25 protein-coding genes are annotated in these 25,620 nt (G+C 70.3%); 12 read left to right on the forward strand and 13 right to left on the reverse strand.

Annotated elements, in window-relative coordinates; translation table 11 throughout:
- Positions 1-154 precede the first annotated feature (154 nt).
- A complete protein-coding gene (locus AC1DWR_RS16140; RefSeq protein WP_477624773.1) occupies positions 155-478 on the reverse strand; it encodes a hypothetical protein in 324 nt (107 codons plus the stop codon).
- Between the two features lie 328 nt (positions 479-806).
- Here AC1DWR_RS16140 and AC1DWR_RS16145 point away from each other — a divergent pair, with 328 nt between their 5' ends.
- On the forward strand, positions 807-1,196 hold the full coding sequence (locus AC1DWR_RS16145) for a VOC family protein (RefSeq protein ID WP_477614488.1): 390 nt from the start codon (positions 807-809) through the stop codon (positions 1,194-1,196).
- A gap of 76 nt (positions 1,197-1,272) precedes the next feature.
- On the opposite strand, the gene pntB is transcribed toward AC1DWR_RS16145, so the two are convergent.
- From pntB to AC1DWR_RS16160, 3 genes are all read right to left on the reverse strand, one after another.
- Positions 1,273-2,670: a Re/Si-specific NAD(P)(+) transhydrogenase subunit beta gene (gene pntB / locus AC1DWR_RS16150; protein WP_477624774.1), complete on the reverse strand. Its 1,398-nt coding sequence runs from the start codon at positions 2,668-2,670 to the stop codon at positions 1,273-1,275.
- A 6-nt stretch (positions 2,671-2,676) separates the two neighbouring features.
- Positions 2,677-4,254, reverse strand: a complete 1,578-nt coding sequence (locus tag AC1DWR_RS16155) for a Re/Si-specific NAD(P)(+) transhydrogenase subunit alpha (protein ID WP_477624775.1) — start codon at positions 4,252-4,254, stop codon at positions 2,677-2,679.
- Positions 4,255-4,434: 180 nt separating this feature from the next.
- Positions 4,435-4,641, reverse strand: coding sequence for a hypothetical protein (locus tag AC1DWR_RS16160; RefSeq protein WP_477614485.1), 207 nt, complete (start codon positions 4,639-4,641; stop codon positions 4,435-4,437).
- Between the two features lie 115 nt (positions 4,642-4,756).
- On the opposite strand from AC1DWR_RS16160, the gene AC1DWR_RS16165 reads away from it, so the two are divergent.
- Positions 4,757-6,151: an MFS transporter gene (locus AC1DWR_RS16165; protein ID WP_477624776.1), complete on the forward strand. Its 1,395-nt coding sequence runs from the start codon at positions 4,757-4,759 to the stop codon at positions 6,149-6,151.
- A gap of 75 nt (positions 6,152-6,226) precedes the next feature.
- Here the strand turns inward: AC1DWR_RS16165 and AC1DWR_RS16170 are convergent, their stop codons facing one another.
- The 3 genes from AC1DWR_RS16170 to AC1DWR_RS16180 form a co-directional block, all read right to left on the reverse strand.
- Positions 6,227-7,204 carry a pirin family protein gene (locus AC1DWR_RS16170; protein WP_477614483.1) on the reverse strand — a complete coding sequence of 326 codons (978 nt, stop codon included), beginning with the start codon at positions 7,202-7,204 and terminating at the stop codon, positions 6,227-6,229.
- A gap of 130 nt (positions 7,205-7,334) precedes the next feature.
- Positions 7,335-7,871 (reverse strand): hypothetical protein, encoded by a 537-nt coding sequence (locus tag AC1DWR_RS16175; RefSeq protein WP_477624777.1) that lies wholly within the window; start codon positions 7,869-7,871, stop codon positions 7,335-7,337.
- Between the two features lie 166 nt (positions 7,872-8,037).
- The gene (locus tag AC1DWR_RS16180) at positions 8,038-8,523 is read right to left on the reverse strand and encodes a MarR family winged helix-turn-helix transcriptional regulator (protein ID WP_477624778.1); all 486 of its coding nucleotides are present in this window, start codon (positions 8,521-8,523) and stop codon (positions 8,038-8,040) included.
- Positions 8,524-8,585: 62 nt separating this feature from the next.
- Here AC1DWR_RS16180 and AC1DWR_RS16185 point away from each other — a divergent pair, with 62 nt between their 5' ends.
- Positions 8,586-10,787: an MMPL family transporter gene (locus tag AC1DWR_RS16185; protein ID WP_477624779.1), complete on the forward strand. Its 2,202-nt coding sequence runs from the start codon at positions 8,586-8,588 to the stop codon at positions 10,785-10,787.
- Here the strand turns inward: AC1DWR_RS16185 and AC1DWR_RS16190 are convergent.
- The gene (locus tag AC1DWR_RS16190) at positions 10,761-12,386 is read right to left on the reverse strand and encodes an AMP-binding protein (protein WP_477624866.1); all 1,626 of its coding nucleotides are present in this window, start codon (positions 12,384-12,386) and stop codon (positions 10,761-10,763) included. The two genes, AC1DWR_RS16185 and AC1DWR_RS16190, sit on opposite strands and share 27 nt — an antisense overlap.
- A gap of 105 nt (positions 12,387-12,491) precedes the next feature.
- On the opposite strand from AC1DWR_RS16190, the gene AC1DWR_RS16195 reads away from it, so the two are divergent.
- A complete protein-coding gene (locus AC1DWR_RS16195) occupies positions 12,492-14,129 on the forward strand; it encodes an ABC-F family ATP-binding cassette domain-containing protein (RefSeq protein ID WP_477624780.1) in 1,638 nt (545 codons plus the stop codon).
- A 61-nt stretch (positions 14,130-14,190) separates the two neighbouring features.
- Here the strand turns inward: AC1DWR_RS16195 and AC1DWR_RS16200 are convergent, their stop codons facing one another.
- From AC1DWR_RS16200 to AC1DWR_RS16215, 4 genes are all read right to left on the reverse strand, one after another.
- Complete coding sequence (locus tag AC1DWR_RS16200) at positions 14,191-15,018, reverse strand: SDR family oxidoreductase (RefSeq protein ID WP_477614478.1); 828 nt, start codon at positions 15,016-15,018, stop codon at positions 14,191-14,193.
- Between the two features lie 82 nt (positions 15,019-15,100).
- A complete protein-coding gene (locus AC1DWR_RS16205) occupies positions 15,101-15,985 on the reverse strand; it encodes an ABC transporter permease (RefSeq protein ID WP_477624781.1) in 885 nt (294 codons plus the stop codon).
- On the reverse strand, positions 15,972-17,006 hold the full coding sequence (locus tag AC1DWR_RS16210) for an ABC transporter ATP-binding protein (RefSeq protein ID WP_477624782.1): 1,035 nt from the start codon (positions 17,004-17,006) through the stop codon (positions 15,972-15,974). The genes AC1DWR_RS16205 and AC1DWR_RS16210 overlap by 14 nt, the downstream gene beginning before the upstream one ends.
- On the reverse strand, positions 17,003-18,130 hold the full coding sequence (locus AC1DWR_RS16215) for a LolA family protein (protein ID WP_477624783.1): 1,128 nt from the start codon (positions 18,128-18,130) through the stop codon (positions 17,003-17,005). Before AC1DWR_RS16215 ends, AC1DWR_RS16210 begins: the two co-directional genes overlap by 4 nt.
- A gap of 95 nt (positions 18,131-18,225) precedes the next feature.
- Here AC1DWR_RS16215 and AC1DWR_RS16220 point away from each other — a divergent pair, with 95 nt between their 5' ends.
- Positions 18,226-18,882: a response regulator transcription factor gene (locus tag AC1DWR_RS16220; protein WP_477624784.1), complete on the forward strand. Its 657-nt coding sequence runs from the start codon at positions 18,226-18,228 to the stop codon at positions 18,880-18,882.
- On the forward strand, positions 18,879-20,261 hold the full coding sequence (locus AC1DWR_RS16225; RefSeq protein ID WP_477624785.1) for a sensor histidine kinase: 1,383 nt from the start codon (positions 18,879-18,881) through the stop codon (positions 20,259-20,261). Before AC1DWR_RS16220 ends, AC1DWR_RS16225 begins: the two co-directional genes overlap by 4 nt.
- Positions 20,262-20,391: 130 nt before the next feature.
- On the opposite strand, the gene AC1DWR_RS16230 is transcribed toward AC1DWR_RS16225, so the two are convergent.
- Positions 20,392-20,838 (reverse strand): MarR family winged helix-turn-helix transcriptional regulator, encoded by a 447-nt coding sequence (locus AC1DWR_RS16230; RefSeq protein ID WP_477614472.1) that lies wholly within the window; start codon positions 20,836-20,838, stop codon positions 20,392-20,394.
- Between the two features lie 114 nt (positions 20,839-20,952).
- On the opposite strand from AC1DWR_RS16230, the gene AC1DWR_RS16235 reads away from it, so the two are divergent.
- From AC1DWR_RS16235 to AC1DWR_RS16260, 6 genes are read left to right on the forward strand one after another with little or no spacing between them, the layout of a single operon-like run.
- Positions 20,953-21,519: a PadR family transcriptional regulator gene (locus AC1DWR_RS16235; protein WP_477624786.1), complete on the forward strand. Its 567-nt coding sequence runs from the start codon at positions 20,953-20,955 to the stop codon at positions 21,517-21,519.
- The gene (locus AC1DWR_RS16240; RefSeq protein WP_477624787.1) at positions 21,498-22,973 is read left to right on the forward strand and encodes a DHA2 family efflux MFS transporter permease subunit; all 1,476 of its coding nucleotides are present in this window, start codon (positions 21,498-21,500) and stop codon (positions 22,971-22,973) included. The genes AC1DWR_RS16235 and AC1DWR_RS16240 overlap by 22 nt, the downstream gene beginning before the upstream one ends.
- A gap of 2 nt (positions 22,974-22,975) precedes the next feature.
- Positions 22,976-23,599, forward strand: a complete 624-nt coding sequence (locus tag AC1DWR_RS16245; RefSeq protein ID WP_477624788.1) for a hypothetical protein — start codon at positions 22,976-22,978, stop codon at positions 23,597-23,599.
- Between the two features lie 4 nt (positions 23,600-23,603).
- Positions 23,604-24,833, forward strand: coding sequence for a pyridoxal phosphate-dependent aminotransferase (locus tag AC1DWR_RS16250; protein WP_477624789.1), 1,230 nt, complete (start codon positions 23,604-23,606; stop codon positions 24,831-24,833).
- Between the two features lie 5 nt (positions 24,834-24,838).
- Positions 24,839-25,243 carry a fluoride efflux transporter FluC gene (locus AC1DWR_RS16255; RefSeq protein WP_477624790.1) on the forward strand — a complete coding sequence of 135 codons (405 nt, stop codon included), beginning with the start codon at positions 24,839-24,841 and terminating at the stop codon, positions 25,241-25,243.
- Positions 25,240-25,602, forward strand: coding sequence for a fluoride efflux transporter FluC (locus AC1DWR_RS16260; protein ID WP_477624791.1), 363 nt, complete (start codon positions 25,240-25,242; stop codon positions 25,600-25,602). Before AC1DWR_RS16255 ends, AC1DWR_RS16260 begins: the two co-directional genes overlap by 4 nt.
- Positions 25,603-25,620 lie beyond the last annotated feature (18 nt).

Genomic DNA, 25,620 nt, shown 5'->3' on the forward strand with positions numbered 1-25,620 from the left:
GAGCACTCGCCCGCAGATCGAGACGACCCCGCGGACCGCGGCATGAGCGGACATTGACTCCTAGCAGGACTCCTCGACAACCAGCAGGTGACGACGCTCCTCGTCGCGGAACTCCGCTACGCAGAAGTCCGCTGGCACTCGGGTCGAGAAGTCTCTATCCACCACCCCCGCCACCGATCGCCAACAAGCCGAATGCGCTGAGGATGACGGCCGGAACGCTCAGGATGCACGCCAGCACGCCGAAAAAGCGCTCACGGAGGCCGGCTGCACTGTAATCACTGAGCGTTCGAGTCGATCTGACCAGGGCCCAGGCTCCAAAGCCCAACGTGAAGGGCAGGCTCAGGAAATAGATCGAGCTGAACTCGTTGGTGACCTCCTCGTGCCCGATCCAGCCCGCCACGTTGGCCAAGGCAAGCGCGTTGGGCGCCAACGCGCACAGGGCGAGTGCAACGGTCCACTCCTGCTCGGTGCGATACATCCTGTGACGTGTTGTCGACACATGAGGAGCGTAGCCCGGCGTCTGGCGGAAATTCGGCGTGGCGGTCGTGCCAAGCGAACTCAGTCAGTTCCAGCACATCGATAGCCGCGTCAGCGGCTGGACCCAACTCTGCCCGCGACCGAGCCTCCAGTCCCCACCCCTGCCTGCCCTCCCTATCGCCATGGCCGACCCCTGCCACCAGCGCTGCGCGAACATCCGCACATTGGCAGATCCGGTAGACCACCATTCCTGCCGAGCCCCGCTCCAGGCACACACGATGCGAGGGTGAGCATGCGGCTCCGCGGTGGCCACGCGGCATACTCGCGCTATGAGGCTTTCGGTCGTCCTCGACGGACGTGACCTGTCCCTGTTGGTGCCGTTCTGGACGGCGGCGCTCGGCTACGACGCGGTGTTCTCGCTGCCGGAGTTCGAGGTGCTGCGGCCGCGCGAGGGTGAGCCGCCGGGGCCGGTGTTCATCCTGCAGCGCGTGCCGGAGGAAAAGGCCGGCAAGAACCGCATGCACGTCGACGTCCACCCGCCACTCGAGCTCGGGGTGCCCGCGCTGGTCGAACGGCTGGAGGCGTTGGGGGGCAGGCGGATCGGCGATCCCGTCACCGACCTGCTCGAGGCGATCGACTCCTGGTGGCAGGTGATGGCCGACCCCGAGGGCAACGAGTTCTGCGTCGTCGCCGACCAGGGCCACCCACCGCCCGCTTGATCGTGGAGCCCGCAAGTCTGAAGGATCTGCCGGGTCTGGACCCGCCAGATCCTTCAAACTCGCCGGGGCAACGACCTCACAAAGCCTTGATGATGTCCTCGACGCGTTCCTTGGCGTCCCCGAAGAGCATCTGGCTGTTCTCCTTGAAGAACAGCGGGTTCTGCACTCCTGCATAGCCGGTCGCCATCGAGCGCTTGAACACGACGACGTTGCGCGCCTTCCAGACCTCGAGGACCGGCATGCCCGCGATCGGGCTGGTGGGGTCCTCCGCGGCGGACGGGTTCACGGTGTCGTTGGCGCCGATGACGAGGACGACGTCGGTGTCGGACAGGTCGCCGTTGATCTCGTCCATCTCCAGGACGATGTCGTAGGGCACCTTGGCCTCGGCGAGCAGGACGTTCATGTGCCCGGGCAGGCGACCCGCGACGGGGTGGATGCCGAACCGGACGTTGACGCCCTTCTTGCGCAGCTGGCTGGTCAGCTCCGCGACCGGGTACTGCGCCTGGGCGACGGCCATGCCGTAGCCGGGCGTGATGACGACGGTCGAGGCGTCGCGCAGCAGCTCCGCGACGTCGGCCGCGATCGTCTCGTGGTGCTCGCCGTAGTCCTTGTCGTCGCCGACGGACACCTCCTGGCCGAATCCGCCTGCGATCACGGAGAAGAAGGAGCGGTTCATGGCCCTGCACATGATGTAGGAGAGGATCGCACCGGAGGAGCCGACGAGCGCGCCCGTGACGATGAGCAGGTCGTTGCCGAGCATGAAGCCCGCCGCGGCCGCGGCCCACCCGGAGTAGCTGTTGAGCATCGACACGACGACGGGCATGTCCCCGCCGCCGATCGAGGCGACGAGGTGCCAGCCGAACGCCAGCGAGATGACCGTCATGAGCAGCAGTGGGACGACCGAGTGGGACTGGACGAACCAGAAGAGCAGCCCGGCCGACACGACCAGGGCCGCAAGGTTGAGCCAGTGCCGCGCCGGCAGCATCAGCGGTGAGGACTTGATCCGTGCGCTGAGCTTGAGGAACGCCACGATCGACCCGGTGAACGTCACCGCACCGATGAAGACACCGAGGAAGACCTCGACGAGGTGCAGCTTGTCGTCGGTCCCGGCGTCGCGGGACTCGAGGAAGGAGCTGTAGCCCACGAGCACCGCCGCCAGACCGACGAAGCTGTGCAACATCGCGACCAGCTCGGGCATCTGCGTCATCTCGACGACCCGCGCCCGCCACAGCCCGATCGCCGCGCCGACGGCCATCGCGCCGACGATGAGGCCGAGGGTGAGCACGGGGTGGGCCGCGCGGTCGACCGAGAGCCAGATGGTCGCGACGAGCGCGAGGACCATGCCCGCCACGCCGAAAGCGTTGCCCTCCTTGGCCTTCTCGTGCTTCGAGAGCCCCGCGAGGGAGAGCACGAAGAGCACAGCCGCGACGATGTATGCCGCCTGCACCAGGTTGTTGGTGACGTTGCCGCTCATACCGGTTCAGTCCTTCCTGAACATCTGGAGCATCCGGCCGGTCACGGCGAACCCTCCGAAGATGTTGATGCTGGCCACGAGCGTGGCGAGGAACGCGAGGACCTGGATCAGGGCGTTGGAGCTGCCGAGCTGGAGCACGCCGCCGACGAGGATGATGCCGCTGATCGCGTTGGTCTCGGCCATCAGCGGGGTGTGCAGGGCGTGGGCGACGTTGGAGATGACGTAGAAGCCGACGATGACCGCGAGCGCGAACACGGTGAAGTGGCCCAGGAAGACCGCGGGCGAGTTCGCCGCGACGAGGCCGAAGACGACGGCGGCCAGGGCCATCACCGCGTACTTGCGCCGCGGGTCCGGCGGGGGTTTCGGCGCCTTCGGTTCGGGCGCGGCCGTGGCCGCCGCGGCCGGTGCCGCACTGACCTGCACGGCCGGGGGCGGCCAGAGCGTCTGGCCGTCACGACACACGGTCATGCCGCGCTGGACCACGTCGTCGAGGTCGAGGACGACGCGCCCGTCCTTGCCCGGCGTGAGCAGCTTGAGCAGGTTGACGAGGTTGGTGCCGAACAGCTGGCTCGCCTGCGTGGGCAGCCGCCCGGGCAGGTCGGTGTAGCCGATCAGCTTGACGCCGTTGGCGCTGGTCACGATCTGGTCGGCCACGGTGCCGGCGACGTTGCCGCCGTTGGAGGCGGCCATGTCGACGACGACCGAGCCGGGCTTCATCGACGCCACCATCTCCTCGGTGATGAGGCGTGGGGCCGGCTTGCCGGGGATGAGTGCGGTGGTGATGACGATGTCGACGTCCTTGGCCTGCTCGGCGTAGAGCTCGGCCGCCTTGCGGTTGAAGTCCTCGCCCATCTCCTTGGCGTAGCCGGTGGCCGACGGGCCTTCGTCGTCGACCGCGATCCGCAGGAACTCGGCACCCATCGACTCGACCTGCTCGCCGACCTCGGACCTCGCGTCGAAGGCCCGGACGATCGCACCCAGGCTGCTGGCCGTGCCGATCGCTGCGAGACCGGCCACCCCGGCACCGACGACCAGCACCTTGGCGGGCGGGACCTTGCCGGCCGCGGTCACCTGGCCGGTGAACAGCGACCCGAACTCGTGCGCGGCCTCGATGACCGCGCGGTACCCGCCGATGTTGGCCATCGACGACAGGACGTCGAGGGACTGCGCACGCGAGATGCGGGGCACCGCGTCCATCGCGAGCGCCGTCACGCCCGCAGCGGTCAGCTTGTCGACCAGCGCAGGGTTGAGGGCAGGCGAGATGAGCGAGGCGAACAGCGAGCCGGGACGCAACCGCCCGATCTCCTCGTCGGTGGGCCCGTTGACCTTCAGCACGACGTCGCTCGTCCACGCGTCTGAGTCATCGACCGCCGAGCCATTGACCCCCGAGCCCTTGACCACCGAGCCGTTGACCACGGAAGCTCCAGCCGCGGCATACGCGTCATCGGAGAACGACGACCGCGCGCCGGCGCCCGCCTCGACCACCACGTCGTACCCGAGGCCGACCAGCTGGCCCACAGTCTTGGGCGTGGCGGCGACCCGGGTCTCGCCCGGCTTGGACTCTGCTGGAACACCGATCCGCACTACTGCTCCCGTCGCTGGAAGGCCGTGGAACGCCGCATGACGCAGCTGACGCCGCGCAAACGTCGCGCGACGCCGCCAAACCTATTGGCTGCACCGCAGCAATGGCGCCGCAACGTGACGACAGTCGCGCCCGCCGTCCATTGGCTGGACGACGGGCGCGAGGCGGTGCGGGGGGACGGCTCAGACGAGGCCGATCACGATCAGGGTCATCAGGGCGATGAGCGTGATCGCACCGAGGAAGAGGCCGCCGCCGATGTCGGACTGGGTCTCGGCGTACGTGCGGTCGGTGTGCAGGTAGTCGTGGGGGTACTTGCCGGCGTGGCCGCGCGAGTGGCGGCCGGCGCGCTCGGCGGCGCGGGTACGGGTTCGGGTGGTGGAACGGGTCATGTCACTCACTCCTTTCAATACGCTACGTACCGTATCGTAACTCGTCCGACAGTGCAAAACTGCGATGAGTTCGCCGACCGGCGCAGGTCGATACTGGTGACCCCGAGGAGGACCTGTGACGGACCGAACGCACCCCGAAGCGAGCCGCAACCGGCTGCGGTGGAGCGACCCCTTCATGCCGACGTTCGTGCAGCTGCTCGCGAACGTGCTGCTGGTCTCGGTCATCAACTTCACGGTCTGGTTCGCCATCACGTTCTTCGTCTACCTCGAGACGCGCTCGGTCTTCGCGACGGGCATGATCGCCGGCATCTTCCTCGTGGCCACGATGCTCACCGGGATCTGGTTCGGCAGCCTCGTCGACCACCACTCCAAGAAAGCCGTCATGCAGGGGTCGGCCCTCGCCTCACTGGTCCTCTACGCCGCCTCGTTCGGGCTCTATCTCGTCACGCCGCGCGAGGAGTTCACCGACCCGACGAGTCTGCGCCTGTGGGTCTTCGTGGTCCTCCTCATGACCGGCATGATCGCGGGCAACCTGCGCACCATCGCGCTGCCGACCGTGGTGACCGCGCTCGTCCCAGAGCACCAGCGCGACCGCGCCAACGGGCTCGTAGGCACCACGTCGGGGGTGTCGTTCCTCGTCACGTCGGTGATCAGCGGCCTGCTCGTCGGCGCCAACGGCATGCTGGGCGTGCTGGTCCTGGCCCTCGTGGTCATCGGGCTCGCACTGGTGCACCTCCCCTTCGTGAAGGTCCCCTCCGACGTCGACTCGGCGGCCGACGGCGGCGGCGACCGCAAGGTCGACCTGGCGGGCACGGTGAAGGTCGTGCGCGGCATACCGGGCATGCCCGCGCTCGTCGTGTTCTCGACCATCAACAACTTTCTCGGCGGCGTGTTCATGGCCCTCATGGACGCCTACGGCCTGTCGATGGTGTCGGTCCAGACGTGGGGGTTCCTGTGGGGCGCCCTGTCCGGCGTCCTGATCATCGCGGGGCTGCTCATCACGCGCACCGGCCTGTCCTCCAATCCGGTGCGGCTGATCCTGCTCATCAACCTGGCACTGTGGACGACGACCGTGGTCTTCCCGATGCGCAACTCGATCATCTGGCTGGCGGTCGGGATGGTCGTCTACATGGCGCTCGTTCCGTACGTCGAGGCCTCCGAGCAGACGGTGCTGCAGAAGGTCGTGCCCTACGAGCGGCAGGGGCGGGTCTTCGGGTTCGCCCAGAGCGTGGAGCAGTCGGCCTCGCCACTGACCGCGTTCCTGATCAGCCCGCTGGCCCAGTTCGCCTTCATCCCGTTCATGACCGACGGGCTGGGCGCGGAGTGGATCGGCTCGTGGTTCGGCACGGGGCCGACGCGAGGGATCGCCCTGGTGTTCGTCCTGGCCGGGCTGCTGGGCCTGGCCCTGACGGCCTACGCGCTCACCAGCCGCTTCTACCGCCAGCTGCGCGACCGGTATGCCGCGGCGCCAGCGGCAGTGCCGCAGCAGGCTCCGGCGCCCCGAGTCTGAAGGATCTGCCGGGCCAGGGTCCCCACGATCCTTCAGACTCGAGCGGGCGGGCGATGCCGCCGCCCGGGTGCGCGGTCAGGCGCTGGCGCCGCCGACGTCGCCGTGGGGGACGGGCTGGCCGAGCCGGCCGGCCTGGTAGTCCTCGAAGGCCTTGCGGACCTCTGCCTCGGTGTTCATCACGAACGGGCCGGCCCAGGCGACTGGTTCGCGGATGGGCAGGCCGCCGAGCACGACGACGTCGAGCCCCGCGGCATACCGCTCCTGCTGGGTGCGGGCCGAGGAGAGCTGGATGGCGTCGCCGGGTCCGAAGACGGCGAGCTGTCCGGGACCGACGGGCGTCTGGTCGGGGCCCACGAAGCCGTCACCGCTCATGACGTAGACGAGGGCGTTGAAGTCGCGACGCCACGGGAGGGACAGCTCGCCACCGGGAGCCACGGTCGCGTGCACCATCGCCATGGGGGTGTGGGTCGAGCCGGGACCCTGCACTCCCCCGACCTCGCCGGCGATGACGCGCAGCAAGGAGCCGCCGTCGGCGGAGGTCAGCAGCCCGACCTCGCTCGACCGCAGGTCCTGGTATGCCGGTGCTTTCAGCTTGTCGACCTTCGGCAGGTTCACCCAGAGCTGGAAACCGTGGAACAGCCCACCGCTGACGACGAGGTGCTCCGGCGGGGCCTCGATGTGCAGGATCCCCGAACCGGCCGTCATCCACTGGGTGTCGCCGTCGGTGATCGTGCCGCCACCACCGAAGGAGTCCTGGTGGTCGAAGATCCCGTCGATGATGTAGGTGACCGTCTCGAAGCCGCGGTGCGGGTGCCAGGGCGTGCCCTTGGGCTCGCCCGGCGCATACTCGACGGCGCCCATCTCGTCCATGTGGATGAACGGGTCGAGGTCGCGCAGGTCGACACCGGCGAAGGCGCGCTTGACCGGGAACCCCTCCCCCTCGAGGCCACTCGGGGCGCTGGTCACGGAGCGGACGCGGCGCTGCTCGGCGATGGCGCCCGGCGCGGGGACGCGCGGCAGAACCGTGAGGTCGGCGACGGAGACAGCAGGCATGGGCACTCCCGATCTAGTTCGAATTTCAACTATCCCGTAGAACCAGCGCGCCCGTCAACCCATTCCCCCACCGCTCGCCGACGACGAAGCCCGGCCGCAGGCATGCCTGCTGACCGGGCCTCGGGTGCCGTCAGACCTGCGGGCGACGGTCCCCGCGGTCGGCGGCCTCGCGGTCGGCGGCCTCGCGGTCAGCGTCCACGGTCTCGGCCTCGCGGTCGCCGGCTCGGTCAGCGTCCACGGTCCCGGCCTCGCGGTCGCCGGCTCGGTCAGCGTCCACGGTCTCGGCCTGGTTCTCGGCCTCGGTCGCGGACACGTTCTCGGACACGTCGACGTCGGGGTCGCGCTCGTCAGCCGCGCGCAGGTGCTCGTCGCGGTTCTCGCGCGCCCTCTCGGCGTCCTCGGCCCGTCGCTGGGCCTCCGACTCGAGCTGGACAGYCCGGGCCTGCTGCTCCTGCGCCTCGGCCCTGGCCTTCTCGGCCTGCGCCTGGGCCTCGGCTGCTGCAGCGTCCCGCTCGCGGTGGTCGCGGTCGTGCTGCTCAGCCTCGGACCGCAGGTCGGCGGCCTCCTCGCGACGGGTTTCCAGCTGGCGGCTCCTGTTCATCATGACCAGCCAGGCGACGACAGCCACGGCGACGATAATGACGATGATCCAGACGATGGGTTTCATGAGCCCTCCTGGGTTGGGCCGGAAGGGGGTCCCCGGCACTGGCAACCTAGGGCAGCCCGGCGCAAACGTCCACCGCCGAGGTGGCCGTTTGCGCAGGTCAGCGCCCCACATGCGCCCTCAGGCCGCTGCTCCGGCTGCGGGCTGGGGCCGGTGCGGAGCGTCCACGTCAGTCCGGGCGAGCCGCTCGTCCAGTGGCGTCGAGGACGTCGTTGAGGAAACGCAGGACCAGCTCCTGCTCCTGCCGGTCGTAGCGGTTGATAGCCGCCAGCATCTCCACCGCGAGCGGCCCGAACACCCGCCGCCCGACGGCCATGGCGTCGTCGGTCATCTCGATCGAGACCCGTCGGCGGTCGCTGCTGGCGTGGGTGCGCTGGACGTGCCCGACGGACTCGAGGCGGGTCAGGAGCGCGGAGGTGGCCGGCGCGCTGAGGTTGAGGGCCGCCGCCAGCTCGGTGGGGGTGAGGTGCTCCCCCTGCCGGCCGGCGTCCATGACGTGCCCGAGCGCCACCAGGTCGGTGCGGTGCATCCCCACGGCCCCGCCATGCACGTCGATGTAACGACCCATCGCCGTGGTGAAGGCGCGGAGCGCGTCGACGATGGCAGCAGGCACCGGCTCGCGGGAGTCATGGCCCTCGGGCTGGCGCGTCGTCATGCCAGCAGTCTAGTATTTCCATCATAGAACTGTTCCATAACCGACAAGACGCAGGAGGGGCTGTGGACCACGGGCTCTTCGGACCGGCCGCCCGCGCCCTCGGAGCGCTCGCCACCCCCCGCACGAAGTGGGCCACCGTGGTGCTTGCACTGCTCGTCTCTGGGGCTGCCTTCGCGTTCGCCGGCGAACCGGCTCCGGTCTCGACCACCGCGGCATCCCTGCCCGCGAGTGCCGAGGCCGCGAGGGCGGCTGTGCTGCGAGACGGCCTGCCGTCGAGCGGCGTCTCGCCGGCCGTCGTCGTCTACACCCGCGACGGGGCCAGCTTCGACGCGGGCGCCCTCCGGGCCGTGGAACAGTCGCGTGACCGTGGCACAGCTGCCGTGTCGGCCTGGGCCCCGGCGAGCCAGGACGCCGGCAGCGGCTCGGGCGGCTCGGGCGGCTCGCCCGCCCAGGGCGCCGCGGCCGGCGCCGGTGGCATCCCGCCGCTGGTGTCGGACGACGGCTCGACCGCGCTGGTCATCGTGCCTCTGCGCGCCGACCTCGCCGACGACGACGTCTCGAAGGCGGTCGCCGCGCTGCGCCAGGGCGTCAACACGGGTCTACCCGAGGGCATCTCCGCGACCGTCACCGGCGGTCCGGCCTTCTCCGCCGACATCGGGGCCGTGTTCGACGGCGCTGACATCCGCTTGCTCGGGTCCACCGCGGCGGTCGTCGCCATCCTGTTGCTGCTCACCTACCGCAGCCCGTGGCTCTGGCTGGTGCCCCTGACCGTCGTCGGCACCGGCGACCAGGTGGCGAGCAAGGCCATCGCCTTCCTCAGCCGGACCACCGAGCTGCGGGCTGACGGGGCCGTCACGGGGATCACCTCGGTCCTCGTCTTCGGCGCCGGGACCAACTACGCCCTGCTACTGATCGCGCGCTACCGGGAGGAGCTGCGCCGCACCGAGGACCGCCATGAGGCCATCCGCGCCGCCCTCCACTCCGCCGCGCCGGCGATCCTCGCCAGTGGGGGCACCGTGGTCCTCGCCCTCCTCAGCCTCGGTCTCGCCGACGACCCGTTCGCCCAGTCCCTCGGCTATGCCGGTGCCACGGGGATCGCGATCGCGCTCGCCTACGCCTTGCTGTTCCTCCCCGCAGCGCTGGTGCTGTTCGGCCGGCGACTCTTCTGGCCCTTCGTGCCGCGGATCGGCACGCTCGACCCCAGCCACGCTGGAGCCTGGCGGCGGATCGGAGAAGCAGTCACCCGCCGCCCCCTCCTGGTAGGGCTGGGGTCCGTAGTGGTGCTCGCCGTCCTCGCTCTCGGCGGCACCGGCCTGTCGGTGGGCCAGTCGCCGCAGGAGCAGTTCCTCGACAAGCCGGAGGCCGTGGTGGGACAAGAGCAGCTGGCCAGGGCATTCCCGGCTGGCACGAGCGACCCCGCGGTCGTCGTGGCCGACCGGGCGTCGACCGATGCCGTGACCTCGGCAGCGAAGTTGGTGCCCGGCGTCCAGACCGTGCGCACTGCCGGCAGCGATGCGCGACTCGTCCAGCTCGACGTGGTGCTGACCGCGGACCCGGGAACGCCGGCGGCGTTCGACCAGGTCAGGGCACTGCGCAAGGCAGTTCACGCGGTGCCCGGCGCCAACGCGGTCGTCGGCGGGTCCGACGCCGAGTCGCTGGATGCGCGCACGACCGCCGAGCGCGACCGGTTGCTGCTGTTCCCCCTGATCCTCGGGATCGTCCTCGTCGTCCTGCTGGTGCTGTTGCGCTCCGTGGTGGCCGCACTGGTCCTCGTGACGACCGTCGTGGCCACCTACGTCGCCAGCATGGGCGCCAGCTGGTTCGCCTTCCAGCACCTGCTGGGCTTCCCGCCACTCGACGTGAGCACGCCACTGCTCGCCTTCCTCTTCCTCGTGGCGCTGGGTGTCGACTACAACATCTTCCTGGCCACCCGAGCCCGCGAGGAGGCGTCCGGCGGCGCGCCCGCGCGCGAGTCCATCGTCACGGCCCTGGCCGTGACCGGCGGGGTGATCACGAGCGCCGGGATCCTGCTCGCAGCGGTCTTCGCGGTCCTCGGCGTGTTGCCACTGGTGCAGCTGGCCCAGATCGGTGTGATCGTCGGGTTCGGTGTGCTGCTCGACACGCTGCTCGTGCGGTCGGTCCTGGTCCCTGCGGTCGTCAGCCTGCTCGGCGAGGGGTTCTGGTGGCCCAGCCACCCAACTGCCAGAGCAGACCACCCGACCAGTGCCGAGCCAGCCTCAACCAAGGCCCAGCTCAGCCACTGACTTCTCACGCATCTCGACCTTGCGGACCTTGCCGGTGACGGTCATCGGGAACTCGTCGACGATCGTGACGTAGCGCGGGATCTTGTAGTGCGCGAGCTTGCCCGTCGCGAACGCTCGAACGGACTCGGCATCGAGCGGCTTTGCGCCCTCCCGCATGCGGATCCAGGCGCACAGCTCCTCGCCGTACTTCTCGTCGGGCACCCCGATCACCTGGGCGTCGAGGATGTCGGGGTGGGTGTAGAGGAACTCCTCGATCTCGCGCGGGTAGACGTTCTCCCCACCTCGGATGACCATGTCCTTGATCCGGCCGGTGATCTGGACGTAGCCGTCATCGTCCATGACCGCGATGTCGCCGGTGTGCATCCAGCCGTCGACCAGCACCTCGTCGGTCTTGTCCTGCTGCTCCCAGTAGCCCAGCATCACCGAGTAACCCTTGGTGCAGAACTCGCCGGCCTCACCGCGCGGCAGCGTCTCTCCCGCCACCGGGTCGACGACCTTGATCTCGAGGTGGGGGCCGACCCGGCCGACCGTGCCGACCTTCTGCTCGAAGGTGTCGTCGGTGCGGTTCTGCGTGGAGACCGGTGACGTCTCGGTCATCCCGTAGCAGATCGTCATCTCGGTGATCCCGGCGTCGATGAGCTTGGTCATCATCGTTGCAGGACAAGGCGATCCGGCCATGATCCCGGTCCTCACCGAGGACAGGTCGTATGCCGCGAAGTCCGGGAGCGACCACTCCGCGATGAACATCGTGGGGACGCCGTAGAGCGAGGTGCACTTCTCGTCGGCCGTCGCCTTGAGCGTTGCAGCCGGATCGAAACCGGGCGCAGGGATCACCATCGCGGCGCCGTGGGTGGTGCAGGCGAGGTTGCCCATCACCATCCCGAAGCAGTGGTAGAAGGGCACCGGGATGCACACCCGGTCGGCCTCGGTGTAGCGGCACAGCTCGCCCACGAAGAAGCCGTTGTTGAGGATGTTGCGGTGCGACAGGGTGGCGCCCTTGGGGAAGCCGGTGGTGCCCGACGTGTACTGGATGTTGATCGCGTCGTGGGGATCGAGGGTCGCCTGGACCTGCGCGACCTGCTCCGACGTGACCTCGTCGGACCGCGACAGCAGGGCATCCCACGAGGCCTGCCCGAAGACGTAGGAGTCGCGGACACCGGGGCAGCTCGCCCGCACCTCCTCGAGCATCGCCACGTAGTCGCTGGTCTTGAAGGACTCGGCGAGGAAGACGGCGCAGATGCCGGCCTGCTTCAGGACGAACTCCAGCTCGTGCGTCCGGTAGCTCGGGTTGATGTTGACCAGGATCGCGCCGATCTTGGCGGTGGCGTACTGCACCACGGTCCACTGCGCGCAGTTCGGCGCCCAGATGCCGACCCTCTCGCCCTTGGTCACCCCGCTGGCGAGCAGCGCACGGGCTAGCCGGTCCACCTCGGCCGCGAACTCGGCATACGTCCAGCGGATCCCCTGGGCCACGTCCACCAGCGCGTCGCGGTCCGCGAACCGGGCCACGGTCGCATCCAGGTTGTCGGGGATCGTCTGCTCCAGGAGCGGGACGTCGGTCTCACCCGCGGTGTGCGACAGCGTTGTCATGCCTGTCATCCCACCGCTCACGCGGGCATCCCACAACCCAGGTGCTCCCGACCGTCGGCGCACACCAAACCCGGTGTCGGCGGGCGGTGGGCTACGGGTACCGTCCGTCGGGACATGAGCACCACACTTCAGGCCACCAACCTCGCCGCCGGGCACGGCGCGCGAGCACTCTTCGCCGGACTCGACCTGATCGTCGGTCCCGGCGACGTCGTCGGGCTCGTCGGAGCGAACGGCGCGGGCAAGTCGACGCTGCTGAGGCTCCTCGCCGGCGAGCTGGAGCCGGAGGAGGGCGCGGTCACGCTGACCCCGGCGAGCGCGACCGTTGGGCACCTGCCCCAGGAACCGGAGCGTCGACCCGGCGAGACCGTGGCCGGGTTCATCGCGCGCCGCACCGGCGTGAGCCACGCCGAGGACGCGATGAACGCCGCCGCCGACGCCCTCGCCGATCCGACGCCGGGGGCCGATGACCGGTATGCCGCGGCGCTGGAGACGTGGCTCGCGCTCGGTGGCGCGGACCTCGAGCAGCGCGCGGCCACCACGGTCGCCTCGCTCGGGCTCGGGGTCGATCTGGACATGCCGATGACCGCCCTCTCCGGTGGACAGGCCGCCAGGGCGGGACTGGCGGCCCTGCTGCTGTCGCGCTACGACGTGCTCCTGCTCGACGAGCCGACCAACGACCTCGACCTCGACGGCCTCGAACGGCTTGAGCAGTTCGTCGCGGGGCTGCGCAGCCCGGCGGTCATCATCAGCCACGACCGCGAGTTCCTGGCCCGCACGGTCACCCGCGTCGTCGAGCTGGACCTGGCCCAGCAGCAGGTGGGGGTCTACGAGGGCGGGTACGACAGCTACCTCGCCGAGCGCGAGGTAGCGCGGCGGCACGCGCGCGAGGAGTACGAGGAGTACGCCGACACCCGGGGCCGGCTCCAGCAGCGTGCGGTGACCCAGCGCAACTGGATGGCGGTGGGCGTCCGCAACGCGCGTCGCAAGGCCACGGACAACGACAAGTTCATCCCGGCCTTCCGCGCGGAGTCGGCCGAGAAGCAGGCCGCCAAGGCCCGACAGACCGAGCGCATGATCGAACGCCTCGAGGTGGTCGAGGAGCCGCGCAAGGAATGGGACCTGCGCATGACCATCGCGGCTGCTCCGCGCTCCGGCTCGGTCGTGGCCTCGGCTGCGGGAGCGGTCGTGCGGAGGGGGGACTTCTCCCTCGGGCCGATCGACGTGCAGGTGGACTGGGCCGACCGGATCGTCGTCACCGGCGCCAACGGCTCGGGCAAGACGACCCTGCTCGGCGTCCTGCTCGGCACGATCCCCGTCGACGCAGGGACAGCCCGCCTCGGGTCGTCGGTCCGGGTCGGCGAGGTGGACCAGGCTCGTGGGCTCTTCGTCGGGCACCAGCCGTTGGCCCGGGCGTTCGGGGATGCCCTCCCGACGTGGCCGGACGCCGACGTGCGCACCTTGCTCGCGAAGTTCGGGCTCGGCGCCGAGCACGTGCACCGGCCGGCCGACTCACTGTCACCCGGCGAGCGCACCCGCGCGGCCCTGGCGCTGCTGCAGGCGCGCGAGGTCAACCTGTTGGTCCTCGACGAACCCACCAACCACCTCGACCTGCCCGCCATCGAGCAGCTGGAACAGGCGCTCGACTCGTTCGGCGGGACCGTCCTGCTCGTCACCCACGACCGTCGGATGTTGGCCGACCTCAACGCAACCCGTCGCTGGCACGTCGAGGACGGCCACCTCCGCGAGCTCTAGTCGAGCGACGCGCAGGGCGAGCGACGCGCCGGGCCAGCGCCGCGGCATACGCTCGATCGGGTCAGCTGAGGAAGAGGTCGGGCGCCAGGCCCTCGTCCCTGCCCGTCATCGAGTAGGCCGCGAAGTCGGCGACGCCGCGTGCACGCAGCAGGTCCTCGTCGATCACGGTCTGGCCGTTGAGGCCCTGGCCCTCGGTGGTGAGGATCTCCCAGGCGGCGTCCGCCACGATGTCGGGCTTGCGGCTCACCTTGACCATCTGGTCGCCGCCGGGCAGGTTGCCGATCGCGTCCGTCGCGACGAGGGTCGCCGGCCACAGACAGGTGGACGAGACGCCCTTCTGGCCGAGCTCGTGGGCGAAACCCAGTGCCGCGAGGGTCATCCCATACTTCGCCATCGTGTATGCCGGGTGGCCGGCGAACCAGCGCGGGTCCAGGTTGATGGGCGGCGACAGGGTCAGGACCTTGGGGTCCGGCGAGGCCAGCAGGTGCGGGAGGGCCGCCTTGGTCAGCATGAAGGTGCCGCGGACGTTGACGTCCTGCATCAGGTCGTAGCGCTTGGGGTCGAGCGTCGCAGTGGGGCTGAGGTTGAGCACGCTGGCGTTGTTGACGACGATGTCGATCCCGCCGAAGGCGTCCGCCGTCTGCTGGACCGCATCTGCGAGGGTCTGGTCGTCGCGCACGTCGCCCACCACCGCGAGCGCCTTGCCGCCGGCCGCCTCGATCGCCTCGGCCGCGGTGTGGATCGTGCCGACGAGTCGCGGGTCTGCCTTGTCGGTCTTGGCGATGAGGGTGATGTTCGCGCCGTCGCGGGCGGCCCGCACGGCAATCGCCAGGCCGATGCCACGGCTGCCGCCGGACATGATGATGGTCTTGCCGGAGAGCGTCGTCATGGCCGAGAGCCTAGTTACCGATCGGTAGCCCCGGTACCGCCAAGCCCCGTGGCCCTCGTCACGCCAAGCCGACTCGGCTGCGTCAGCTGGTGATGTCCTTGCCCGCGAACCGCGCCCACGCGGCCAGCCAGAACACCACGGCATACCCGGCGGCAGTGAACAGGCCACGTCCGATCTCGCCACCGGCCATCGGGTCGCGCAGCAGGTCGCCGAACGCCAGCCAGTGGTCGACGAGCAGCCACGGGTGCAGCCAGCCCAGCTGGGGCACCGCGTCGAGGATCCACGACACGATCGTGAACACCATCAGGGCGATCGCGGCGGCGATCGGCACCTCGGTGAGGGTCGAGATGAACAGGCCCACGGCGGCGAGGCCGGCGAGCCCGGCCGCGAGGTAGAGCATGACCAGCACCACGCGCCACACCGCTGCGCCGAAACCGAGCTGGGTGCCCGACAGCGTGGTCAGCGGACCCGTGCCGAACAGCGCGATGCCGATCACGGCACCCGGGACGGCCACCGCTGCAATGCCCCACACCGCCCCGATGCACAGCGAGGCGTACTTCACCAGGAGCAAGCGGGTGCGGTTCACGGGGACGGTGAGGAGGTAGCGCAGGGTGCCGAGGTTGGCCTCGCCGGCGATGGCGTCGCCGGACAGCATCGACATCGCCAGGGGCAGGAACATCCCCATCTCGACACCGAGGGCGGCCAGCGGGACGAACAGGCCGTTGGAGGTGATCGACGAGAGGAAGTCGGGCCCTTCTCCTGTCTGCGGCGCCGACACCTTGACAGCGATCGCCATGATGATCGGCACCGCGGCGAGGACGAGCAGGCCCGCCTGGTTGCGTCGACGCCCGGCGATGATGCGCAGCTCGGACCGCAGCAGCCGCGTCGACAGTCGGCGACCCCTCGGACGGGTCACCACGCCTGCGGAGCCCCCGGAGCCGGTCACGTGCACCTCAGCCGCTGACATCGAAGCCCTCCCCTGTGAGCGAGACGAACAGGTCCTCGAGGCTCGGCGAGCTCGCGGTGAACGAGCGCACTCCGACCCCCGCGCGGACCAGCGCCGCGACGATGGCCTCCGGCTCGAGCTCGCCGGGTATGCCGCGCACCTCACCTGCGTGCGCGGTGACCGACTGCACGCCGAGCCCGGTCAGCACCGCAGCAGCCTCCTCCGGCTGGGCGGTCACGAGGTGCAGCGTCACGATGCCGCCGCCGCGCACCTCCGACGTGGTGCCCTGTGCCACTAGGCGCCCATCCCGCATGACGCCCAGGTGGCTGCAGATCTGCTCCACCTCGGCGAGCAGGTGGCTGGAGACGAAGACCGTCGTGCCGTCGGAGGCGAGCGACCCGATGAGCGAGCGCACCTCGCGCGTGCCCTGTGGGTCGAGCCCGTTGGTCGGTTCGTCGAGCACGAGGAGGTCGCGAGGCGCGAGGAGGGCGGCGGCGATGGCCAGCCGTTGGCGCATGCCGAGCGAGTAGGCGCGGTAGCGCTTGCCGGCTGCGGCGGTCAGGCCGACCCGGTCGAGGGCGGTGCCGATGCGGGCTCGGGTGGTCCCGGGATCGGCGAGGACGTCCGCGGAGTCGAGCCTCACGAGGTTCGCCCACCCCGACAGGTACGGGTGGAACGCCGGACCCTCGACGAGCGAGCCGACCCGGTGCAGGGCGATCGTGGCCTGCTGCGGGATGGCCATCCCGAGCAGGCTCCGGCTGCCCGAGGTGGGTTCGACCAGTCCGAGCAGCATCCGGATGGTCGTCGTCTTCCCGGAGCCGTTGGGGCCGAGGAAGCCGTAGACCGCGCCGTGGGGAACACGCAGGTCCACGTCGTCGACGGCGACCTGGGAGCCGAACCGCTTGGTCAGGCCCCTGGTCGAGATCGCGAGGCCCGTCTCGGGTGATGCTCCCGGACCTGTGTCGGACCTCGCGAACTGGCGCGCGGGGGTCACCCGCCCGCTCGGCGCAGCCTGCTCACCCGCCGTGGTGAGCTGGGTCATTTCGCCGCCAGCGCGGCATACACCCGCTCTGGGGCGACGGCGCCCACGGCGACCCGGCCGTCATCGGTGACGACCACGGTGAACAGGGTGCCCTGGAGCACGTGACCGGTGCCCCAGGAGCCGGACGCCTTGGGCAGCAGGCTGAGGACGCGCTGCAGCTGGCCCGCGAGGTCCCCCTGGCTCGCCCTGGACCCGGCAGCCGAGGCGTCGGGCAGGCGCGAGACCACGACAGTGGCCCAACCGGTGCCCACGATCTTGGGCTTGGCGCCTGCGGGAGCGGAGCCCGGTGCGGAGGGCTTGGTCGCCGCCGCCTTGCCGGCATCGCTGCCCAAGGTCGACTGGGTGACCTTGGTGCCGGGCGGAGGGTTGAAGGCGAACTGGCGAGCGGCCGGCTTGGCGAAGTCGACGTGGGTGAACCCGACCTCGAACGCCGGGTTGGCCGTCTTGGTGGAGAACACCTGCACCCGCAGAGGCACGTGGTGGACGGCGTCCAGCGAGATCCGCACGGAGGCGACGAGGCTGGCGGTGTCCTTGGGCTTGAGGACCAGGTCGTAGGCCTGCTGCCCCGCGACGACGGACGCACCCGAGGTGGCAACGCTCGTGGTGGGTTCGATCGCCGACAAGGCAAGCTGGGCTGCCTCCTGCGGTGTCTTGGGCAGCTGGTCGGGCGTCGGGGCCGGCTTGGCACCCTCGGCCGGCAGCAGCGTCTGGGTCGCGGTCTTGTCCTTGCTGGACCACACCCACAGGTCGCGTCCGTTGCGGATCACGTCGGACTCGCCGAGGCTGCCGACCAGGGCGAGCCGCTGCTGCTGCGGCCCCGCGAGCCAGACCCTCCAGGTGTGGGTGCCCGAGACCAGCGAGGTCAGTGACGACGACCCGCCCTGGGTCGACCCACCGAGATTGATGTCGGGCAGGCCGAGGTTGGAGGTCTGCACGACGGTGCCGGACAGGCCCTTGAGGTTGGCCTGCTGCACGTCGACGAGCAGCTGCGCGGCGGAACGCGGCGGCAGGCTCGGGTCGGCGCTGGCGACGTGGTTGGCCGTGAGGGCGACGGCACCGATCACGGCGAGTGCACCGGCGGGTGCTGCCCAGCGGGCGGCAGGGTGGTCCGTGAACAGGCTCATGGGTCCATCCTGCCGCGCGGGACCTGTGAACTTTCTAAGGGTTTCAGACCGGGAATGTGGGCTGAGGGCTGGGACTCTCGTGCCACAGTGGCGGGGTGCGGGTGCTGGTGGTCGAGGACGAGCCCCGGATGGCCGCTGCCCTTGCGAAGGGCCTTGTGGCAGAAGGGTTCGTGGTCGACACGGCGGTCGACGGACCGAGTGGGCTGGAGGCTGCGCGGTTCGGCGGGTACGACGCGGTCCTGCTCGACGTCATGCTGCCGAGGATGTCCGGCTACACGGTGGTCCGGACGCTCCGGGCAGAGGAGAACTGGGTGCCGGTCATGCTCCTCTCGGCCAAGGACGGCGAATACGACCAGGCCGACGGGCTCGACTACGGCGCCGACGACTACCTCACCAAGCCGTTCTCCTTCGTCGTCCTGCTCGCCAGGCTGCGGGCCCTGGTCCGTCGCGACCCGGCGCCCCGCGCCACGACGCTGGCAGCCGGAGGCATCCGGCTCGACCCCGCCTCGCGTCGGGTCGAGGTGGCCGGCGCGGTGGTAGCCCTGTCCCGCACCGAGTACCTCGTCCTCGAGCACCTGCTGCGCGCGCACCCGGCGGTCTCGACCAAGGAGTCGCTCCTGGACAACGTGTGGGGCTCCGCCGAGACGGTCGACCCCAACGTGGTCGAGGTCTACATCGGCTACCTGCGGCGCAAGCTGGGTCGCGACCGCATCGAGACGGTGCGTGGCGTCGGGTACCGGTTGCGGGCATGACCGGGTGGTTCGGTCGGCGCAGCCTCCGATCGCGGCTCATGGTCGTCGGACTGGCTGGCGTCGCGGGAGCGCTGCTCGTGGGCGGCATCGTCCTGTATGCCGCGATGGGCGCGGCGCTGGACCGGGCCACCACCGCGGAGGCCAGGGCCAGTGCGCACGACGTCGCGATCCTCGTGGACGAGGGGCGCCTGCCCGAGCCGGTGCCAGCGAGCGGTGCCCAGCTGGTCCAGGTGCTCGACCCGCAGAACCGGGTCGTCGGCGCCTCCGTGACTGCCGACCGGTTGACCCCGCTCGTCGACCCGGCCGAGCGTCGGCTCGTCGCCCGCGGCTCGGGACTCCGAGTGCCCGGCGCTCGCGCCGGGCTCTCGGGCGAGCTCCAGGTGGCGGGACTCGAGGCCGGACCGGCGACGGCACGGGTGCTCGTGGTGGCGGCGGTGCCGACGGCTGACCTCGACAACAGCCGTCGGGTGCTGAGGACGCTCATGCTGGTGCTCCTCCCCCTCTTCCTCGCGCTGCTCGGCGTCGTGGCGTGGCGGGTCATCGGCTCGGCCCTGCGTCCGGTCGAGTCCCTGCGTCAGGGCGCCCAGCGGATCGGTGCGGCCGCCGACCCGACGGAACGGCTCCCGGTGCCCGACACCCGGGACGAGGTCAGCGCCCTGGCGACCACGCTCAACGACATGCTCGCCCGCCTCGCGTCCGCTGGTGCGCAGCAGCGCAGCTTCGTCGCCGACGCGGCCCACGAGCTGCGCAGTCCGTTGGCGAGCATGCGCACCCAGCTGGAAGTCGCCGCCCGCGTCGGCGAAGGGGGCGCCCTGCCGGGCGAGCTGCTGCCGGAGGTGGATCGCCTGTCCGCCCTCGTCGAAGACCTCTTGGTGCTGGCGCGCTCGGGCGCCGAGGGCTCGCTCTCCGAGGCGACGGAGTTGTCGGTCGCCCAGGTGGTGGCTGACACCGAGCGGCGCTACACCTCGGCTCGCGTGCCGGTGAGGGCCCAGACCTCCGGTGGTCTCGGGGAGGCGACCGTCGAGGCGCGACCTGACGACCTCACCCGGGCCGTCGGCAACCTGGTCGACAACGCCGTGCGCCACGCGGCCACCCGCGTGACCCTGTCCTGGGAGCGTCACGGCAACTCCGTGTGGCTCGTCGTGACCGACGACGGGCACGGCATACCCGAAGCCGACCGCGAGCGCGTCTTCGACCGCTTCGCCCGGCTCGACGAGGCTCGCGACCGCGACAGCGGCGGCAGTGGCCTCGGCCTGCCCATCACGCGAGAGCTGTTGCGGCGCAACGGCGCTCGGGTGTGGCTCGAGGACGCCGCACCCGGCGTGCGGGCGGTCGTGGCGTTCGATCGGGCCAAACCGAGCGATTCCACCCGCGGTTGAGGGGAGGCATCAGCGTCTGACCGGAGTCGAGCGGCCGCAGCGGTGGCTCCACCCCGAAAGGGTGGGCTTCACCCCGGAACCGTTTCGGGGTGAAGGCCACCTTTGTCCCTACACCCGATAAAGGTGTGACCTAGGGCGCGGTGTCGTTGAGCAGTCGCAGGAGGCGGGCGAGATCGGCGACGTCCTGCGCCTCCCAGCTCGCCAGGCGCGCACGCAGCCGCTCGCGCCGACCCGACACCGAGCGCTCCAGGGCCTCGGCACCGGCGGAGGTGAGCCGCACCTGACGGGCTCTGGCGTCGTCCGGGTCGGGGATGCGCTCGATCAGGCCGAGGTCCTCGAGCGTGGTGAGGTTCCGGCTGGTCGTCGACTTGTGCAGCCCGAGCAGGTCGGAGATGTCGCCGCCCCGGGCGCCGCCGCCTGTGGCGGCCAGGTCACGGATGGCGACCAGCACGGCATACCCCGCGGAATCGAGGTCGGGGTGCACGTCCAGGGCGGTGCGCTGCTGCGCGCTGCGGGCACGGCGCAGCAGCCTGCTGAGCTCGATCTCGAGTGCCCCGAGGTCCGACGTGGGAGCCATGCAGGGGAGCCTAGGGCAGCGCGCGCACTGCACGGGGAGTTGACCATCTCGCGAGGCCACGTCTATATTCCGCGTGGAATATTTCGCTCGGAACGATCGGACGCCTGGACACCGATGCCCCTCTCCCCGCTGGCCATCTCGGCGCTGGCACTGCTCAACGAGCGCGCCATGCACCCCTACGAGATGTACCAACTGCTGCTCGAGCGCCACGAGGACCGCATCGTCCGCGTCACCCCGGGCTCGCTGTACCGCACGGTCGAACGCCTCACCCAGGACGGCCTGGCCGAGGCAACCGGCACCGCCCGCGCCGGCAACCGGCCGGAGCGCACCACCTATGCCATCACCGAGCTCGGCCGCACGTCGCTGGTGGAGCGGATCCGGCAGATCCTGCGCGAGCCCGTCAACGAGTTCCCCAGCTTTGCCCTGGCCCTCGCCGAGGCACACAACGCCCCGGCCAGTGCCGTCTGCGCCGACCTGCGCGACCACCTCAAGGTCATCGAGGGCGAGCTGTCCGACATCGACTGCCTCGTCGACAAGGCCAGGGCGCGTGAGATCGCCGAGGCCTACTGGGTCACCGCCGACTACATCCGTCACATGACCGTGGCCCAGCAGGACTGGATCAACGGTTTCCTCACCCGACTCGAGAAAGGCGACCTGTCATGGCCGCACCCGCAACCCTGAGTACCGACCTGCCCGCCGACTACCGCCCGTGGCCGGCCCTGTGGGCCATGGTGATCGGGTTCTTCATGATCCTGGTCGACTCGACCATCGTGTCCGTCGCGACGCCGGCGATCATGAAGGGCCTGGGCGCCGACGTGAACTCGGTCATCTGGGTCACCTCCGCCTACCTGCTCGCGTATGCCGTGCCGCTGCTCATCACCGGCCGCCTCGGCGACCGCATCGGGCCGAAGTACGTCTACCTGAGCGGGCTGGCGCTGTTCACCCTCGCCTCCCTCTGGTGCGGCCTCACCGGTTCCATCGAGATGCTGATCATCGCCCGCATCGTCCAGGGCGTCGGGGCCTCGCTCATGACGCCGCAGACCATGGCCGTCATCACCCGCACCTTCCCCGCGGCCTCCCGCGGCCAGGCGATGTCCCTGTGGGGCGCCACCGCCGGCGTCGCCATCCTCGTCGGACCGCTGGTCGGCGGCCTGCTCGTCGACGGCCCCGGCTGGGAGTGGATCTTCTTCATCAACGTCCCCGTCGGCATCGCCGCCTTCGTGCTCGCGGCCCGCCTCGTGCCCACGCTGCAGACGCACAGCCACTCGTTCGACTGGATCGGGGTGGCGCTCTCCGCGGTCGGCATGTTCCTCATCGTCTTCGGCATCCAGGAGGGCGAGACCTACAACTGGGGCACCATCACCGGGATCATCTCCGTGCCGCTGCTCATCGCCGCGGGCATCGTGGTTTTCGGCCTGTTCGTCTACTGGCAGAGCCGGATCCGGACCGAACCCCTCGTGCCGCTCGGGCTGTTCCGCGACCGCAACTTCTCGCTGTCCAACATCGCCATCGCCGCAGTCGGGTTCGCCATCACGGCGATGGCCTTCCCGTTCATGCTCTATGCCCAGGTCGTCCGCGGCCTGACGCCGACCCAGTCGGCCCTGCTGCTCGTGCCCATGGCGGTGCTGGCCGGCGCACTGTCCCCGGTCGCGGGCCGGCTCATCGACCGCATGCACCCGCGGGCCATCACGGCGTTCGGGTTGGCCCTGTGCTCGGTCGCGCTGTTCTTGCTCAGTCTGGTGACGACCACGGACAGCCCGACGTGGCTGCTGCTCGTGCCCATGGCGCTGATGGGTGTCGCGAACGCCTTCATGTGGGCCCCGCTCGCCGCCACCGCCACGCGCAACCTGCCGATGTCCTCGGCAGGCGCCGGATCCGGCATCTACAACACGACCCGGCAGATCGGCGCAGTCCTCGGCAGCGCGGCCATCGCGGCCCTCATCGAGGCGCGGCTGACGGCCAACCTGCCCGGGGTGCCCCAGGACATGTCGCAGCGCACCTCAGGCGTGAAGCTGCCTCCGCAGATCGCCGACGGCTTCGCCAGCGCGATGTCGCAGGCGCTGCTGCTGCCCGCAGCTGTGCTGCTCCTCGGGGTGGTTGCCGCCCTCGCCTTCACCAAGCCGACCCACTCCTGACCGTGGTGGCGTCTGTGCAGCGGCTGCGCTTCACGGGCGCCATCGCAGGGGTCGGCTCCACGAGCGGCGTGCGGTTCGTCGTGGGTCGCTGGCTGGAGTCGCCGCTTGGGCCGTTCGCCGACGTGATGGTCGAGGATGCCCGCGGGCACCGGACGCTCCTCGCCCCCAGCGAGGGGGTGGCCGAGTTCGTCACGGAGACCTACGAGTTCGACGAGGTCTGCCAGACGCCGGTATCCGTGGCGGTAACCGAAGCGGGTTGGGACGTTCGCGCGGGCGACCACCTCACGGCATACCTGTCCGTGGGGAGGCGTATGCCGCTCGGCTGGCTGCTGCGCGCGGTGCCGCCGCGGATCGGGACCAGTCCCGCGTGGGCCACCGTCGTCGACCCCGTGGCCCGGGTCGCGCTGCGTGGGGTACGGACGCGCGGAGTTGCGATGGAGGGTCGACGTGAGTGGTACGGCGCCACCGACCTGCACGAAGTGACGGCGCTGTCCGGGACCTGGCGCGGCATGGCCCTGGGCGGCCTGGCCGACGTCGACCCGCCCTGCCGGTTCGGGTTCAGCTCCACGCCGACTCGCCCGGGGGTGACCACCGTCGTGTCCACGGTCGAAGTGCTGGGAGACTGAGCACGTGCGCCGAATCACGCAGTCCCGCAAGCTCCACCAGGTCCGCTACGACGTGCGTGGGCCGATCCTCGAGGAGGCCCAGAAGCTCGAGGCCGAGGGGCACAAGATCCTCAAGCTCAACATCGGAAACCCTGCGCCGTTCGGCTTCGAGGCGCCCGAGGCGATCCTGCAGGACATGGTCCACCACCTGCCGAACTCCCAGGGCTACAGCGACTCGCGCGGCATCTACTCCGCCCGCACGGCCGTCGCGCACTACTACCAGTCCCGTGGCCTGACGGACACGCACGTCGACGACATCTACATCGGCAACGGCGTCTCGGAGCTCATCTCGATGGTGCTCACGGCCTTCGTCGACGAGGGCAACGAGATCCTCGTGCCGGCGCCGGACTACCCGCTCTGGACCGGCGCCGTGACGCTGGCCGGCGGCACCCCGGTCCACTACCGGTGCGACGAGTCCAACGGGTGGAACCCCGACCTCGCCGACATCGAGTCCAAGATCACCGAGAACACCCACGCCCTGGTCGTCATCAACCCCAACAACCCGACCGGCGCCGTCTACAGCGACGAGATCGTGCGCGGCATGGCCGACATCGCCCGCCGGCACAACCTGGTCCTGATGTCCGACGAGATCTACGAGAAGATCCTCTTCGCCGACGAGGTGAACCAGCCGGTCCACCACCACACCGCGACCTTTGCCGGCGACGACGTGCTCTGCCTGACCTTCAGCGGGCTCTCCAAGGCGTACCGCGTCTGCGGCTACCGCGCGGGCTGGGTGATGGTGTCGGGGCCCAAGGAGCTCGCGGCCGACTTCCTCGAGGGCCTGACCCTGTTGGCCAACATGCGCATGTGCGCCAACGTCCCGGGCCAGCACGCGATCCAGACGGCACTCGGCGGCTACCAGTCGATCGAGGAGTACATCCACCCCGGCGGCCGGTTCTACGAGCAGAGCAAGACGGCCTGGCGACTGCTCAACGAGATCCCGGGCGTCAGCTGTGTCGAACCGCACGGAGCGCTCTACTGCTTCCCCCGGCTCGATCCCGAGGTCTACCCCATCGAGGACGACCAGGCGTTCGTCATCGACCTGTTGCGCAGCAAGAAGATCCTGGTCACGCACGGCACCGGCTTCAACTGGTTCGAGCCCGACCACTTCCGCCTGGTGACGCTGCCCGACGTCGAGGTCCTCACCGAGGCCATCGGGCGGATCGCGGACTTCCTGGAGACCCAGCGCGCCTGATGCGCATGGTCCGGGCGGGTGACGCTGGGCTGCTCGGGGCCGTCGCCGCGGGCGGTGTGCTGGGTTCCCTCAGCCGGTATGCCGTCGGGCTGGCGCTGCCGCACGTGTCCGGCGCCTTCGCGTGGTCGACGTTCCTGGTCAACGTCACGGGGTCGCTCGCGATGGGCGTGCTGGTCGTCTGGGTGCTCTCGATGACCCAGCCGCACCCGTGGCTGCGGCCCTTCCTCGGGGTGGGCGTGCTCGGGGGCTGGACCACCTTCTCGTCCTACGCCCTGGACATCCACGCGATGATGCAGGCGGGGCACGGACTGGTCGCCGCGGCATACCTCGTGGGGTCGTTGCTCGCGGGCCTGGTGGCGGTGGGGTTCGGCATCACGCTCGGCGAGCGGGTTTTCGGGCGGCGACCGTGACCGGGTCGGGCGCGCTGCTGGTGCTGGCGGGCGCCGCCATCGGTGCGCCGCTGCGGTTCGTCGTCGACCGGTGGGCGCGGGAGCACACCAGGGCCGGGACCATCCTCGGGACGCTCGTCGTGAACGTGGTGGGCTCCTTCGTCCTCGGGCTCGTGGCAGGGGTGCCGCATCCAGCCGAGTGGCTGATGCCGTTGGTGGCCATAGGTTTCTGCGGGGCGCTGACGACGTTCTCCACGTTGGCGTTCGAGACGTGGGTGTTCTTCGAGGAGCGCGCCTGGCGGCCGTTCGTCGCCAACCTCGCCCTCACCCTCGGCCTCGGCCTGCCTGCGGTCTGGCTCGGCTACCTGATCACGTCCTGACCCGCGCGTGACCGACCC

The organism is Pedococcus sp. P2_E2 (genome assembly GCF_056403955.1).

Excerpts from the sequence above, each read along its gene's own strand:
- AC1DWR_RS16190 (WP_477624866.1), bottom strand. The coding sequence starts at position 12,386 with ATGACAGGCATGACAACGCTGTCGCACACCGCGGGTGAGACCGACGTC.
- pntB (WP_477624774.1), bottom strand. The coding sequence starts at position 2,670 with ATGAGCGGCAACGTCACCAACAACCTGGTGCAGGCGGCATACATCGTC.
- AC1DWR_RS16225 (WP_477624785.1), top strand. The coding sequence starts at position 18,879 with ATGACCGGGTGGTTCGGTCGGCGCAGCCTCCGATCGCGGCTCATGGTC.
- AC1DWR_RS16230 (WP_477614472.1), bottom strand. The coding sequence starts at position 20,838 with ATGGCTCCCACGTCGGACCTCGGGGCACTCGAGATCGAGCTCAGCAGG.
- AC1DWR_RS16140 (WP_477624773.1), bottom strand. The coding sequence starts at position 478 with ATGTATCGCACCGAGCAGGAGTGGACCGTTGCACTCGCCCTGTGCGCG.
- AC1DWR_RS16255 (WP_477624790.1), top strand. The coding sequence starts at position 24,839 with ATGGTCCGGGCGGGTGACGCTGGGCTGCTCGGGGCCGTCGCCGCGGGC.
- AC1DWR_RS16170 (WP_477614483.1), bottom strand. The coding sequence starts at position 7,204 with ATGCCTGCTGTCTCCGTCGCCGACCTCACGGTTCTGCCGCGCGTCCCC.
- AC1DWR_RS16195 (WP_477624780.1), top strand. The coding sequence starts at position 12,492 with ATGAGCACCACACTTCAGGCCACCAACCTCGCCGCCGGGCACGGCGCG.
- AC1DWR_RS16235 (WP_477624786.1), top strand. The coding sequence starts at position 20,953 with ATGCCCCTCTCCCCGCTGGCCATCTCGGCGCTGGCACTGCTCAACGAG.
- AC1DWR_RS16180 (WP_477624778.1), bottom strand. The coding sequence starts at position 8,523 with ATGACGACGCGCCAGCCCGAGGGCCATGACTCCCGCGAGCCGGTGCCT.
- AC1DWR_RS16160 (WP_477614485.1), bottom strand. The coding sequence starts at position 4,641 with ATGACCCGTTCCACCACCCGAACCCGTACCCGCGCCGCCGAGCGCGCC.
- AC1DWR_RS16240 (WP_477624787.1), top strand. The coding sequence starts at position 21,498 with ATGGCCGCACCCGCAACCCTGAGTACCGACCTGCCCGCCGACTACCGC.
- AC1DWR_RS16200 (WP_477614478.1), bottom strand. The coding sequence starts at position 15,018 with ATGACGACGCTCTCCGGCAAGACCATCATCATGTCCGGCGGCAGCCGT.
- AC1DWR_RS16205 (WP_477624781.1), bottom strand. The coding sequence starts at position 15,985 with ATGTCAGCGGCTGAGGTGCACGTGACCGGCTCCGGGGGCTCCGCAGGC.
- AC1DWR_RS16210 (WP_477624782.1), bottom strand. The coding sequence starts at position 17,006 with ATGACCCAGCTCACCACGGCGGGTGAGCAGGCTGCGCCGAGCGGGCGG.
- AC1DWR_RS16145 (WP_477614488.1), top strand. The coding sequence starts at position 807 with ATGAGGCTTTCGGTCGTCCTCGACGGACGTGACCTGTCCCTGTTGGTG.
- AC1DWR_RS16215 (WP_477624783.1), bottom strand. The coding sequence starts at position 18,130 with ATGAGCCTGTTCACGGACCACCCTGCCGCCCGCTGGGCAGCACCCGCC.